13 protein-coding genes are annotated in these 13846 nt (G+C 67.9%); all 13 read right to left on the bottom strand.

The genetic code is table 11. The features are described from left to right. Window positions 1-28: 28 nt before the first annotated feature. The 13 genes from OPU70_RS02605 to rpe all read right to left on the bottom strand — a co-directional run bounded on the left by OPU70_RS02605 (window position 29) and on the right by rpe (window position 13846). Window positions 29-1495 carry a glutamate synthase subunit beta gene (locus OPU70_RS02605; RefSeq protein WP_079112801.1) on the bottom strand — a complete coding sequence of 489 codons (1467 nt, stop codon included), beginning with the start codon at window positions 1493-1495 and terminating at the stop codon, window positions 29-31. Beyond that, entirely contained in the window at window positions 1488-6011 is a 4524-nt protein-coding gene (gltB, locus tag OPU70_RS02600) for a glutamate synthase large subunit (protein WP_153302177.1), read from the bottom strand. Before gltB ends, OPU70_RS02605 begins: the two co-directional genes overlap by 8 nt. A 135-nt stretch (window positions 6012-6146) precedes the next feature. Beyond that, a complete protein-coding gene (gene lgt / locus OPU70_RS02595; protein ID WP_498557089.1) occupies window positions 6147-7175 on the bottom strand; it encodes a prolipoprotein diacylglyceryl transferase in 1029 nt (342 codons plus the stop codon). A gap of 10 nt (window positions 7176-7185) precedes the next feature. Further along, window positions 7186-7989: a tryptophan synthase subunit alpha gene (gene trpA / locus OPU70_RS02590; RefSeq protein ID WP_498557088.1), complete on the bottom strand. Its 804-nt coding sequence runs from the start codon at window positions 7987-7989 to the stop codon at window positions 7186-7188. Continuing rightward, window positions 7986-9254: a tryptophan synthase subunit beta gene (gene trpB, locus OPU70_RS02585; RefSeq protein ID WP_042536643.1), complete on the bottom strand. Its 1269-nt coding sequence runs from the start codon at window positions 9252-9254 to the stop codon at window positions 7986-7988. The genes trpA and trpB overlap by 4 nt, the downstream gene beginning before the upstream one ends. Next, window positions 9254-10024, bottom strand: a complete 771-nt coding sequence (gene trpC / locus OPU70_RS02580) for an indole-3-glycerol phosphate synthase TrpC (RefSeq protein WP_042536776.1) — start codon at window positions 10022-10024, stop codon at window positions 9254-9256. The genes trpB and trpC overlap by 1 nt, the downstream gene beginning before the upstream one ends. A gap of 2 nt (window positions 10025-10026) precedes the next feature. Further along, window positions 10027-10272, bottom strand: coding sequence for an HGxxPAAW family protein (locus OPU70_RS02575; RefSeq protein WP_042536642.1), 246 nt, complete (start codon window positions 10270-10272; stop codon window positions 10027-10029). Between the two features lie 48 nt (window positions 10273-10320). Continuing rightward, entirely contained in the window at window positions 10321-10911 is a 591-nt protein-coding gene (locus tag OPU70_RS02570; protein ID WP_498557087.1) for a Trp biosynthesis-associated membrane protein, read from the bottom strand. Beyond that, window positions 10908-11267: a phosphoribosyl-AMP cyclohydrolase gene (hisI, locus tag OPU70_RS02565; RefSeq protein ID WP_042536640.1), complete on the bottom strand. Its 360-nt coding sequence runs from the start codon at window positions 11265-11267 to the stop codon at window positions 10908-10910. Before hisI ends, OPU70_RS02570 begins: the two co-directional genes overlap by 4 nt. Then, window positions 11264-12025 (bottom strand): imidazole glycerol phosphate synthase subunit HisF, encoded by a 762-nt coding sequence (gene hisF / locus OPU70_RS02560; RefSeq protein WP_056376891.1) that lies wholly within the window; start codon window positions 12023-12025, stop codon window positions 11264-11266. Before hisF ends, hisI begins: the two co-directional genes overlap by 4 nt. Next, window positions 12025-12867: an ATP phosphoribosyltransferase gene (hisG, locus tag OPU70_RS02555; protein ID WP_042536638.1), complete on the bottom strand. Its 843-nt coding sequence runs from the start codon at window positions 12865-12867 to the stop codon at window positions 12025-12027. Before hisG ends, hisF begins: the two co-directional genes overlap by 1 nt. A 38-nt stretch (window positions 12868-12905) precedes the next feature. After that, a complete protein-coding gene (locus tag OPU70_RS02550) occupies window positions 12906-13169 on the bottom strand; it encodes a phosphoribosyl-ATP diphosphatase (RefSeq protein ID WP_042536637.1) in 264 nt (87 codons plus the stop codon). Beyond that, on the bottom strand, window positions 13166-13846 hold the full coding sequence (gene rpe / locus OPU70_RS02545) for a ribulose-phosphate 3-epimerase (RefSeq protein WP_498557086.1): 681 nt from the start codon (window positions 13844-13846) through the stop codon (window positions 13166-13168). The genes OPU70_RS02550 and rpe overlap by 4 nt, the downstream gene beginning before the upstream one ends.

Here is a 13846-nt window from a genome sequence, read left to right as displayed (position 1 = left end):
AAATCAGGCGACGGTGCCGCGGCTCAGCCTACGCGGGCTGGAGACCGATAGCGACTTCATGCGGTCGCACAGGCTCGGGCAGAACGGTCGTGCCCATGAGGAAGCGATCGACGTTGGCCGCGGCTGCACGGCCCTCCGCGATCGCCCACACGATGAGGGACTGCCCACGCCCGGCGTCGCCGGCGACGAAGACACCGGGCACGGTCGACTCGTAGGTGTCATCACGACGGAAGGCACCGCGGTCGGTGACCTGGGGAAGCGTGTCCTCGGTGTAGCCGTCCTGCTCAGGACCGGTGAAGCCCATGGCGATCAGCACGAGGTCTGCGGGGATCTCGCGCTCGGTGCCGCTCTTGGGCACGCGGCGGCCGTCGATGTACTCGGTCTCCGCGACGCGCAGAGCACGAACCTCGCCGACGTCGTTGGAGAGGAACTCGACCGTCGAGGCGAGGAAGACGCGCTCACCGCCTTCTTCATGAGCCGAGGAGACCTCGAAGAGCGTCGGCATCATCGGCCATGGCTGGTGTCCCGGACGCTCGGTGCCGGGCTGCTTGCCGATCGCGAGGTTGGTGACGCTGATCGCACCCTGACGGTGTGCGGTTCCGATGCAGTCCGCACCGGTGTCGCCGCCGCCGATCACGATGACGTGCTTGCCTTCGGCGCTGATCTGCTCGGGGACCTTGTCTCCGGCGACCGCATGGTTGGACTCGACCAGGTACTCCATCGCGAAGTGCACTCCGTCGAGGTCACGTCCCGGGATCGACAGGTCGCGCGGAACCGTCGATCCGGTGGCGATCACGACGGCGTCGTAGCGGGCGCGGAGATCGGACCACGAGATGTCCTTGCCGATCTCGACTCCGGCACGGAACCTCGTCCCCTCCTCCTGCATCTGGCGCAGGCGGGACTCGAGCTGCCCCTTCTCCATCTTGAAGTCGGGAATGCCGTAGCGCAGCAGACCCCCGATGCGATCGTCTCGCTCGAAGACAGCGACCGTGTGACCTGCACGGGTCAGCTGCTGTGCTGCCGCGAGCCCCGCGGGGCCGGAGCCCACGACGGCGACCGTCTTGCCGGTCAGACGAGCGGGAGGCTGCGGCTCGACCCAGCCCTTGGCGAACGCCTCGTCGATGATCGAGACCTCGATCTGCTTGATCGTGACCGCGGGCTGGTTGATGCCCAGGACGCAGGAGCTCTCGCACGGCGCAGGGCACAGCCGACCGGTGAATTCCGGGAAGTTGTTGGTCGCGTGCAGACGGTCGATCGCCGCCCGCCCTTCTCCGCGCCAGGTCAGGTCGTTCCATTCGGGGATCAGGTTGCCCAGCGGGCAGCCCTGATGGCAGAACGGCACACCGCAGTCCATGCATCGCCCGGCCTGACGCTTCAGGACCGCCTGATCGCCTGCCTCGTAGACCTCTTTCCAGTCCATGATGCGCACGGGCACAGGACGACGCTTCGGAAGCTCACGCTCAGTGACCTTCAGAAAACCTTTGGGATCAGCCACCGGTCACCTCCAGGATGCGGTTCCAGACGATGTCGCCGTCGGGGTCGATGCCCTCGGCGACTGCTTCTTCGCGCATGCTGCGCACTGCGGCGTAGTCCCGCGGAAGCACCTTCGTGAACTGGCCTGCGGTCTCATCGAACCGCGCCAGGATGTCGGAGCCGAGCGGCGAGGCCGTGCGCTCCACGTGTGCGACGATCAGGCTGCGCAGCACTTCGAGGTCGGCACGGTCGAGCGGCTCGAGCCTGAGCTCTCCGCTGCCGAGCGACTGGGCGTTGATCTTGGCGCTGTCGAGCGAGTGGATGTAAGCGACTCCCCCGGACATGCCGGCGCCGAGGTTGCGACCCGTCGAGCCGAGGATCACAGCGACTCCACCGGTCATGTACTCGAGCGCGTGGTCGCCCACGCCCTCGACGACCGCCGTGGCACCGGAGTTGCGGACGAGGAATCGCTCGCCCACGACGCCGGAGAGGAACATGGTTCCCGACGTGGCTCCGTATCCGATGACGTTGCCGGCGATCACGTTCTCGTGCGGCGCGATGGCAGAGCCCCGAGCCGGACGGATCGAGATGTCGCCGCCCGAGAGCCCCTTGCCGACGTAGTCGTTCGCGTCGCCTTCGAGGCGCAGCACGATGCCGGAGGGAAGGAACGCTCCCAGCGACTGACCCGCCGTTCCGTGCAGCGTGACGTCGATGGTGCCGCTGGGAAGGCCCGCGGCGCCGTGGCGCGACGTGACCTGGTGACCCAGCATCGTGCCGACGGCCCGCTCGGTGTTGGCGATGGGCAGCTCGACCACGACCGGCTCTCCGTTGAGGAGGGCGGGCTTCGCGATGTCGATGAGCTGCACGTCGAAGTGCTTCTCGAGCTCGTGATCCTGGGTGCGGCGGCTGCGACGCGGCTCGCTCGCGGGGAACGCGGGGCCCTCGAGCACAGGGCTCAGGTCGAGACCCTCCGCCTTCCAGTGCTGCAGGGCCGCGTTCGCCTCGATGAGCTCTGCACGCCCCACGATCTCGTCGATCGAGCGGAACCCGAGCTCCGCCAGGATCTCGCGGACCTCCTCGGCGATGAACTCCATGAAGTTCACCACGAACTCCGGCTTGCCCGTGAAGCGCTCGCGCAGCACCGGGTTCTGCGTCGCGACGCCCACCGGGCAGGTGTCGAGGTGGCAGACCCGCATCATGATGCACCCGCTCACGACCAGCGGGGCGGTGGCGAAACCGAACTCCTCGGCGCCGAGCAGGGCGCCGATGATGACATCGCGTCCGGTCTTCAGCTGGCCGTCGACCTGCACCACCACGCGGTCGCGCATGCCGTTCAGCATGAGCGTCTGCTGCGTCTCGGCGAGGCCGAGTTCCCAGGGCGTTCCCGCGTGCTTGAGGGAGTTCATCGGGCTCGCGCCCGTGCCGCCGTCATGGCCGGACACCAGGATGACGTCGCTGAGCGCCTTCGCGACACCCGCGGACACTGCGCCGATACCCGACTGGCTGACCAGCTTCGTGTGGATCCGCGCCTCGGGGTTGGCCCGCTTCAGGTCGAAGATGAGCTGCTTCAGATCTTCGATCGAGTAGATGTCGTGATGCGGCGGCGGCGAGATGAGGCCGACGCCGGGCGTGCCGCCGCGTGTGCGCGCGACCCAGGGGTAGACCTTCTGCGGAGGCAGCTGACCGCCCTCGCCGGGCTTGGCGCCCTGGGCGAGCTTGATCTGGATGTCGTCGGCTTCGGTGAGGTACAGGCTCGTGACTCCGAAGCGTCCTGACGCGACCTGCTTGATCGCACTGCGGCGTTCGGGGTCGAGCAGCCGGTCGGTGTCCTCGCCGCCCTCGCCGGTGTTCGACTTGCCGCCGAGTCGGTTCATCGCGATCGCGAGAGTCTCGTGCGCCTCTTTCGAGATCGAGCCGTAGCTCATGGCGCCCGTCGAGAAGCGCTTCACGATCGCGGAGACCGGTTCGACCTCATCGAGCGGCACGGGCTTGCGGGTGCCGGTGCGCAGCGTGAACATCCCGCGGAGCGTCTTGAGCTCCGCCGCCTGGTCGTCGACCATCTTCGTGTACTCGCGGAAGATGTCGTAGCGGCGCTCGCGCGTCGCGTGCTGCAGCTTGAACACCGTCTCGGGGTTGAAGAGATGCGGTGAGCCGTCGCGGCGCCACTGGTATTCACCACCGGTCCACAGTCGCTCGTGCGCACGAGCGGCTTCGTCCTCGGGATAGGCGTAGTCGTGGCGAGCCTGGTTCTCGATGAAGATCTCTTGGATGCCGATTCCGCCGAGCTTCGACTCGGTGCGCGTGAAGTACTTGTCGATGAACTCCTCGCTCAGGCCGACGGCCTCGAAGACCTGGGCCCCGGCGTACGACGACACGGTCGAGATGCCCATCTTCGACATGATCTTCAGGACGCCCTTGCCGAGCGCGTAGATCAGATTGCGGACGGCCTTCTCGGGGCTGATGCCCGTGATGTATCCGGTGCGCACGAGATGCTCGACCGTCTCCATCGCGAGATACGGGTTGACCGCCGAGGCGCCGTATCCGATCAGGGTCGCGACGTGGTGCACCTCGCGCACATCGCCGGCTTCGACGATCAGTCCGACCTTCATGCGGTTCTCGCGGCGGATCAGGTGGTGATGGATCGCCGAGACCATGAGCAGCGACGGGATCGGGGTCAGATCCTTGTTCGAGTCGCGGTCCGACAGGATGACGAACTCGGCACCCTGTTCGATGGCCTCGTCGACCTCGTCGCACATCTCGGTGAGACGCTTCTCGAGCGTGTTCGACCCGGCGTCGAAGTGGTAGAGACCCTTGATCGTCACGCTCGAGCGATCCGGAAGCGCCTTGTCGATGTGGCGGATCTTCGCGAGCTCGTCGTTGTCGATGACGGGGAAGTCAAGCGACACGGTGCGCGTGTGGTCCGGGCCCCACGTGAGCAGGTTGCTCTCGGGGCCGAGACCCAGCTTGAGGCTCGTGACGACCTCTTCGCGGATCGAGTCGAGCGGCGGGTTGGTGACCTGCGCGAACTGCTGCGTGAAGTAGTCGAAGAGCAGACGCGGGCGCTTGCTGAGCACCGCGATCGGAGTGTCCGATCCCATGGCACCGAGGGGCTCGACGCCGGTCTGACCCATCGGGGTCAGCAGCAGACGCACCTCTTCTTCGGTGTAGCCGAAGGTGCGCTGACGCCGGGTGATGGACGCCGGCGGGTGCACGATGTGCTCACGCTCGGGAAGGTCGGCGAGACGGACGGATCCGGCATCCAGCCATTCCTGCCACGGGTGCAGGGTCGCGAGATCGCGCTTGATCTCCTCGTCCTCGATGATGCGCTGCTGCGAGGTGTCGACGAGGAACATCTTGCCCGGCTGCAGGCGTCCTCGACGCTTGATCCGCTCGGGCTCGAAGGTGAGCACGCCGGTCTCCGAACCGATGACGATCAGGCCGTCGGTCGTCTCGGTCCAGCGCCCTGGGCGCAGACCGTTGCGGTCGAGGGTCGCTCCGACCACGGTGCCGTCGGTGAAGATGAGGGCGGCCGGGCCGTCCCACGGCTCCATCTGGTTCGAGTGGTACTCGTAGAACGAGCGCAGCTCTGGCGAGATGTCCGACTGCTTCTCGTAGGCCTCCGGCACCATCATCATGATGGCGTGCGGCAGGCTGCGACCCGTGAGCGTGAGCAGCTCGAGCACTTCGTCGAACGATGCGGAGTCGCTTGCGCCGTCGGTGCAGATAGGCAGCAGAGGTGCCATGTCCCCGAGCAGCTCGGACTCGAGCTGCGACTGACGCGCACGCATCCAGTTGCGGTTTCCGCCGACCGTGTTGATCTCACCGTTGTGCGCGAGCATGCGCAGCGGTTGAGCCAGCGGCCAGGACGGGAACGTGTTGGTCGAGTAGCGCGAGTGCACGACGGCGAGCTCCGACATGAAGCGCTCGTCCTGCAGGTCGGGGTAGAAGGGCTCGAGCTGGAGCGTCGTGACCATTCCCTTGTAGCCGAGCGTGCGCGCGGACAGCGAGACGAAGTACGCCCCCAGCTCGTGGCCGGCGCGCTTGCGCAGGCGGTAGGCGACGCGGTCGAGCGCGATCCCGGTGAGCGGCGCGTCGGAGTGGGTCGCTCCCCCGGCGCTCACGAAGAGCTGCTCGAAGGCGGGGCGGGCTTCGTCGGCGAGCTTGCCGAGGTTGTCGTTGACCGTCGGCACCTCGCGCCAGCCGAGGACGCGCAGGCCCTCGGCGCGGGCGATCTTCTCGATACCGGCCTTCTGCTGACGGCGCTCGCTGGAATCGCGCGGGAGGAATGCCAGACCCGCGGCGTACTCGCCGACCGGGGGCAGTTCGAAATCTGTGACCGCGCGCAGGAACGCGTCCGGCATCTGGGTCAGGATGCCTGCGCCGTCACCCGTGCCGGCATCCGAGCCGATGGCGCCGCGGTGCTCGAGGTTGCGCAGCGCCTCGAGCGCCAACGCGATGATGTCGTGGCCGGCTTCGCCACGAAGTGTCGCGACCATGGCGAGACCGCAGGCGTCCTTCTCGAACGCCGGGTTGTACATGCCCTGCTTCGGGGGGTAAGCGCCGGAAGCGCCGTAGGGAGGCTGAAAATACACCAGTACCGTCCTCAGATCTGCAGCTGACCCGGGGGCGTCATTGGCCGGGTGGATGTGATGGGGTCCGCACGGACCGGTCGGCTATCGAGCGCCTTCCGTGTCCGTGGGAGCGGTGCTTGTGGCGCTGGCTCCTGCGGCGACTTCTTCGGACGGAGGCTCACTCAGGTCCACGAAGTCGGAGGGATTGTTCTGCGATTCTACATCAGCGTCCAGGTCGGTCCGGCCGCGACCGGGCTGGTACGGCGACGGCTCGAGTCCGGGGTGACGGCGCGACTGCACGATGAGGATCGCAAGGCCGACGACGATGCCGAAGATCGCAGCCCAGACGTTGCTGCGCAGGCCGAGGAAGATCTCGCTCGGATCGATGCGGATCGACTCCCAGACCACACGGCCGGCGCTGTACCAGATGAGGTAGATCGCGAAGAGCCTGCCCCACTGGAACGCGGTCGCCTTGCGGCTCAGCCACAGCAGAACGATGACGCCGAGACCGTTCCACAGCACCTCGTAGAGGAAGGTCGGGTGGAAGAGCGTGCCCTCGGGAAGCCCCGGGGGGAATGCGGAGTTGTCGGCGGGGATCTCGAGACCCCACGGCAGGTCGGTGGGGAGTCCGTAGAGCTCCTTGTTGAACCAGTTGCCGAAGCGGCCCATGGCCTGCGCGAGCAGGAGTCCGGGCGCCAGCGCGTCGGCGAAGGTCCAGAAGCGGATGCCGGTCCAGCGGCAGCCGAGGTATGCACCGACGGCTCCACCGATGAGGGCGCCGAAGATGGCGATGCCACCCTCCCAGATAGCCCAGACGGAGCCGGACTCGAACGGGTTCCAGGTGTTCCTGCCCTCGCCGAAGTAGAAGTTCGGGTGCGTGAGCACGTGGAAGATGCGCGCGCCGATGATCGCCAGCGGAACGGCGAGGATCGAGATGTCGATCACGACCCACGGCTCTGCCCCGCGCCTCGTGAGGCGGTGGTTGGTCAGCAGCACCGCGGCGATGATGCCGGCGATGATGCAGAGCGCGTAGAAGTGGATCCGTAGCGGCCCGAGGTCGATGTAGGAGACCGGGGGGCTCGGGATGCTGGCGAGCACGCCGCCGAAGGTGCTGTGAAGCGCGAGGGACATGAGTGCGATTCTAGTTCTCGTGTGTGGGGCGTGCCGACGACGTGCCGACTGCCAGGTTTCGGGTGACCTCTGCGAGCGCGGGGATGCCGCCGTCGCGGAGAGCGCGGACCAGCGCGGTGCCGACGATCGCGCCGTCCGCGTATTCGGAGACCCCGGCGATCTGCTCGGCGGTCGAGATGCCGATGCCGACGCAGGCGCGGACATCGCCGTGCTCGCGCAGGCGGCCGACCAGGGTGCGCGCAGCCCGGTCGAGCTCGGTGCGCTCACCGGTGATCCCCATGGTCGAGACGGTGTAGACGAAGCCGGTCGATGACTTCACGACCAGCTCGAGGCGTTCGTCCGACGAGGTGGGAGCTGCGAGGAAGACACGGTCGAGACCGGTGCGCTCACTCGCTGCTATCCACTCCCCCGCGACCTCCGGGGTGATGTCGGGGGTGATGAGTCCGGCGCCGCCGGCTGCGAGCAGGTCGTCGGCGTATCGATCGACGCCGTACTGGAACACCGGGTTCCAGTACGTCATGACCAGCACAGGCACGTCTGTGGCTGCGGTGATCGCGCGCACAGCGGTGAAGAGGTCCTTCATCTTGAACCCGTTCGCGAGCGCCGCGGTGGTCGCCTCCTGGATCACCGCGCCGTCCATCACCGGGTCGCTGTAGGGCGGGCCCAGCTCGATGATGTCGACGCCGTTCTCAGCGAGTGCGATGGCCGCCTGGATGCTGGTCTCGAGGTCGGGGAACCCGACCGGGAGGTATCCGACGAACGCGCTGCGGCCGGCCTCATGGGCTGCGGCTATCGCCTGTTCCACGCGGCTCACAGTTCCGGCTCCCCCTTCGACGCGGCTGCCTCGGCGTCGCTCTCGTCCTCGACGTCGTGCGCGAGCGCCTCGGCGTCGTAGAGGTCGAAGTACCGAGCAGCCGTGTCCATGTCCTTGTCGCCGCGGCCGGAGAGGCAGATGGCGAGCACGGCGTCAGGTCCCAGCTCACGGCCCAGGCGCAGAGCCCCCGCGAGGGCGTGAGCCGACTCGATCGCCGGGATGATGCCCTCGGTGCGGCTCAGCAGGCGCAGTGCCTGCATGGCCTCGTCGTCGGTCGCAGGGATGTACTCGGCGCGGCCGATGTCGGCGAGCCAGGAGTGCTCAGGACCGACGCCCGGGTAGTCGAGGCCGGCGGAGATCGAGTGGGATTCGACCGTCTGACCGTCTTCGTCCTGCAGCACGTAGGTCTTGGCGCCGTGCAGGATGCCGGGGCGCCCACGCTCGATCGATGCGGCATGCCGCGGAGTGTCGACGCCGTCTCCGGCGGCCTCGACGCCGTAGAGCTTCACGCCCTCGTCGTCGAGGAAGGCATCGAACATGCCGATCGCGTTCGAGCCGCCTCCGACGCAGGCGATGACCGCGTCGGGCAGACGTCCGACCTCGTCGAGGAGCTGCTGTCGAGCCTCCTCGCCGATGATCTTCTGGAAGTCCCGGACCATCGCGGGGAAAGGATGCGGGCCTGCAGCGGTGCCGAAGATGTAGTTGGTGGTCTCGACCGACGCGACCCAGTCGCGGTAGGCGTCGTTGATCGCATCCTTCAGGGTGCGCGAACCCGAGGTGACGGCGACGACCTCTGCGCCGAGCAGTCGCATCCGAGCGACGTTCAGCGCCTGGCGCTCCGTGTCGACCTCACCCATGTAGATCGTGCACTCGAGACCGAAGAGGGCGGCAGCCGTCGCCGTGGCGACGCCGTGCTGACCCGCGCCCGTCTCGGCGATCACGCGCTTCTTGCCGAGACGTTTCGTCAGCAGCGCCTGACCGAGCACGTTGTTGATCTTGTGCGAGCCGGTGTGGTTGAGATCCTCGCGCTTGAGGAAGACGCGCGCACCACCGGCGTGCTCGGCGAACCGCGCGACCTCGGTGAGCGGAGACGGGCGGCCGGCGTACGAGCTGAGCAGAGACGCCAGCTCGGCGCGGAACGCCGGGTCGACGATCGCATCGGCGTACGCCGCTGAGAGCTCGTCGATCGCGGCGATCAGCGACTCGGGCATGTATCGCCCGCCGTACTCGCCGAACAGGGGACCATGCTGATCTCGCAGGCTCATCACGCCTCCAGGAAGCTCTTGAGAGTGGCGACCGGGTCGCCCGTGACGAGCGCCTCCCCGATCAGGACGACATCAGCACCCGCGGAGCGGTAGTGCGTGACGTCTGCAGGTGTGAGGACCGCGGACTCGGCGATCTTGACGGCTGAGTCCGGGATGCGGTCGACGAGACGGCCGAAGAGGTCGCGGTCGAGCTCGAGTGTCGTCAGATCGCGGGCGTTGACGCCGATCAGCGGCGCACCGAGATCGATCGCGACCTCGAGCTCGTCGGCCGAGTGGGTCTCGACGAGCGGAGTCATGCCGAGCTCCGTGATGAAGCCGAACAGATCACGGAGCACGTGCGGATCGAGTCCGGCGACGATGAGCAGCACGAGGTCGGCACCGGCTGCTCGGGCTTCGAGCACCTGGTAGCGGTTCGCGATGAAGTCCTTGCGCAGCACAGGCAGCGACACCCGGGCCGTGACGGCCTCGAGATCGGCGAGACTGCCGCCGAATCGACGCTCCTCGGTCAGGACGCTGATCGCAGACGCACCGCCCGTCTCATACAGGGAAGCCTGCAGTGCCGGGTCGGGGATCTCGGCGAGAGCACCCCGCGACGGACTCGCGCGCTTCACCTCGGCGATGATCTTCACGCGCTCGGCGGGAGCGAGGAACGCGAGCGCGTCCTTGGCGGCGGGGCGTGCTAGAGCGTCGCGCTCGACGTCGGCCAGAGGCCGGGTCAGAGCACGACGTTCAGCGTCTGCGACTGCGCCGGCCGTGAGGTCGGCGAGCACCATTAGTGCGCCTTCGGCGAGTACTTGGGGCCCTTCACGCCGTAGCCGGCCCTCGACAGCAGCCAGCCCACCAGCGCACCGATCGGGATGATCGCGGCGCCCACCCAGATCAGCGCGACCCAGACGGGGCTGAACTCGGCGAGGCAGAACGCCAGCGTGCCGATCGTGAAGCCGGCGAGCATGATGATGACGCCCGTCCATGCGGCAGGCGAGTGTCCGTGGCCGGGGTCAGCGATCGGGTTGGTCATGGTCTCCTCCGGGGGACGACGTGCTGGTTCGGATCAAGTCTATCGGGGTCATCGTGTCGGGTCGGTTCCGCGCGAGAGGTCGTCCCACGAATCGATCGCGTCCACGGGCCCGGCGGTCGAGTCGACATGTGCGGCATCGGTGCGGTAGCGGCGTCCGCCGCGCTTCCATCGCCGCCACGTGAGGAGCACGACGAGGGATGCCGCCAGCAGGATCACCCAGCCGATGAGCGTCATCACGGGCCACGCCGAGAGCTCGATACCGGCGACGACGTCGGCGATCGCCGTGCTGCCTGCGAGCCCGGTCGTCTCGGTGACGGTGGGACCGACAGCGCTCAGCGGCTCGGTCAGGAGCAGCTGCAGGGTCGTCCAGCCGAGGAACAGCGCTGCTGCGGTGGAGAGAACGCCGAACACGAGTCGCATCACCGGGCCGACGATCGAAAGGGCGATGCCGAGCGCCAGGACCGCGAGGCTCAGAGGAGCGAGCAGCGGCAGCGCGGACGCGCCTGGCACGAGGATGGCCGCCCCGGCATCCGCGCGCTCGACGGTGAGCCACGTCTGGGTCGACGAGATGATCCCGACCGCTCCCGCAAGGAGGAAGCCGGAGACGGCGATCGAGCGACCTCTGCGCGCGAGAGTCACTCGGCCGAGCTCCCCTCGACGGCGTGCAGGTCCGTCGTGTCGAAGCAGGTGCGGGTGCCGGTGTGGCAGGCAGGGCCAGTCTGGTCGACCCGCAGCAGGATTGCGTCGCCGTCGCAGTCGAGTCTCGCCTCGTGCACCACCTGGATGTGTCCGGAGGTGTCTCCCTTGCGCCAGTACTCCTGACGCGAGCGCGACCAGTACACCGCGCGACCGGTGGTGAGCGTGCGGCGCAGGGCCTCGGCATCGACCCACGCGAGCATGAGGACCTCTGCCGTGTCCCACTGCTGGACGATCACCGGCGCGAGGCCGTCGTCGTTGAAGGCGACCTGAGCGATGCGCTCCTCGATATCGTTCATCGGACGAGCACTCCCTCCGCGCGCAGCGCGTCCTTGACGTCGCCGACCGTGAGCGCGCCCGTGTGGAACACGCTGGCTGCCAGCACCGCATCCGCTCCGGCCTTGATCGCGGGAGCGAAGTCGGATGCCTTGCCCGCGCCACCTGAGGCGATCACCGGCACTGAGGCGGCCTCACGCATGAGCTTCACCAGTTCGAGGTCGAAGCCGTCTCGCGTGCCGTCGGCGTCGATCGAGTTGACCAGCAACTCGCCTGCCCCGCGCTCCGCCGCCTCACGCGCCCAGTCGAGCGCATCGAGGGTCGTCTGGGTGCGTCCGCCATGGGTGGTGACGACGAAACCGGAGGGAGTGCCGGGTGCCCGCTTGACGTCGAGCGACAGCACCAGCACCTGTGCGCCGAAGCGGTCCGCGATCTCGCCGATCAGCTCAGGGCGAGCGATGGCCGCCGAGTTGACCCCGACCTTGTCGGCGCCGACCGAGAGGAGCCGCGCCACGTCGTCGACGCTGCGCACTCCCCCGCCGACCGTCAGCGGCACGAACACCTGCTCAGCCGTGCGCTGCACCACGTCGTACGTCGTCGCGCGAGCATCGACGGTCGCCGTGACGTCGAGGAAGGTGATCTCGTCTGCGCCCTGCGCCGCGTAGTGGCGCGCGAGCTCGACGGGGTCGCCCATGTCGCGCAGGTTCTCGAAGTTGACGCCTTTGACGACGCGACCCGCGGCGACGTCGAGGCACGGGATGACGCGACTCGCGAGCGCCATCAGAGCCTCGCGTTGTGGATCGCCGTGACGAGGATCGCGCGAGCGCCGAGCGCATACAGCGCGTCCATCACGGGGTTGACCCGCGCACGCGCCACCATGACGCGGACGGCGACCCACTCCGGATCGCGGAGCGGTGAGACCGTGGGCGACTCGATGCCACCCGCGATCTTGACGGCGTCGTCGAGCAGAGCCAGCGGCAGGTCGTAATCGATCATCACGAACCGCCGAGCGACCATGACTCCGCGCAGGCGGCGAAGAAGCGTCTCGGACCCCTCGGCATCATGCGGGCCGGCGATCAGCACGGCCTCGGACTGCAGGATCACAGGGCCGAAGACGTCGAGCCCCGCCTGACGCAGCGTCGTTCCCGTCTCGACGACATCGGCGACGGCGTCGGCGACGCCGAGGCGCACGGCGGACTCCACCGCGCCGTCGAGCGGCACGAGGTCGACGGCGATGCCCCGCTCGTCGAGGAACGCGTCGACGAGGCCGGGGTACGACGTCGCGACGCGCAGCCCGTCGAGCTCTGAGACGTCGGTGTAGCGCCCCGATGGCGCGGCGAAGCGGAACGTCGACCCGGCGAAGCCGAGCGCCTCGATCTCGCGCGCGCCCGGCATGCGGGCGTCGAGGAGCAGATCGCGTCCTGTGATGCCGACGTCGATGGCGCCGGACCCGACGTAGGTCGCGATGTCCTTCGGGCGGAGATAGAAGAACTCGACGTCGTTGTCGGCATCGACGACGTGAAGCGTCTTGGGGTCACGACGACCGGCGTAGCCGGCCTCCGCGAGCATGTCGGCGGCCGTCTCGGAGAGAGAGCCCTTGTTGGGAACAGCAATGCGCAGCATGGGAAGCCTTCAGATCGAAGCGAGTGGGGCGGAGCGCTTCACAGATGTCGGTAGACGTCCTGCAGGCTCAGGCCCTTCGCGATCATCATCACCTGGACGTGGTAGAGCAGCTGCGAGATCTCCTCCGCAGCGGCCTCGTCGGATTCGTACTCGGAGGCCATCCAGACTTCGGCGGCCTCCTCGACGATCTTCTTGCCGATCGTGTGCACGCCGCCGTCGAGCTCCGCGACCGTCCCCGATCCCTCTGGACGGGTCTCGGCCTTGACGCTGAGCTCGGCGAACAGCTCGTCGAAAGTCTTCACGATTCCAGGCTAGCGGCTCTGGCGCGGTCTCTGAGCCGGGTGACGGCCGTCTCGACGTCGTCGGCGCCGTAGACCGCCGACCCGGCGACGAACGTGTCGGCGCCCGCAGCGGCTGCCGCCTCGATGGTCGCGTCCGAGATGCCGCCGTCGACCTGCAACCAGACGTTCGATCCGCGACGCTTGGCCTCGTCGGCGAGAGCGCGCAGCTTGGGCATGGTCTCGTGCATGAACCCCTGCCCGCCGAACCCGGGTTCGACCGTCATCACGAGGATCTGGTCGAACTCCTCGAGCACGCTGTAGAGCCCCTCAGCGGGGGTGTCCGGCTTGATCGCGACGCCGGCCCTCGCCCCGATGCTGCGCAGGGTGCGAGCGAGCGAGATCGGATCCGCCGCCGCTTCGAGGTGGAACGTGACGCTGGCGGCGCCCAGCTCTGCATAGGCGGGTGCCCAGCGCTCGGGCTCGGTGATCATCAGGTGCACGTCGAGCGGTATGGGGCTGGTCGCCTGGATCCGTTCGACCATCTGCGGCCCGAACGTGAGGTTCGGCACGAAGTGGTTGTCCATCACATCGACGTGAGCGAAATCAGCGGTCGCGATCTTGGCGAGATCGCGCTGCATGTTCACGAAGTCGGCAGCGAGAATGCTGGGGTTGATGCGCGGTGCGCTGGGGAGTTCCAC

It is taken from the genome of Microbacterium sp. SWDP-B6, assembly GCF_059803615.1.
Note: the sequence above shows the minus strand (reverse complement) of the source record. Positions and strands in the feature narration are given on the sequence as shown.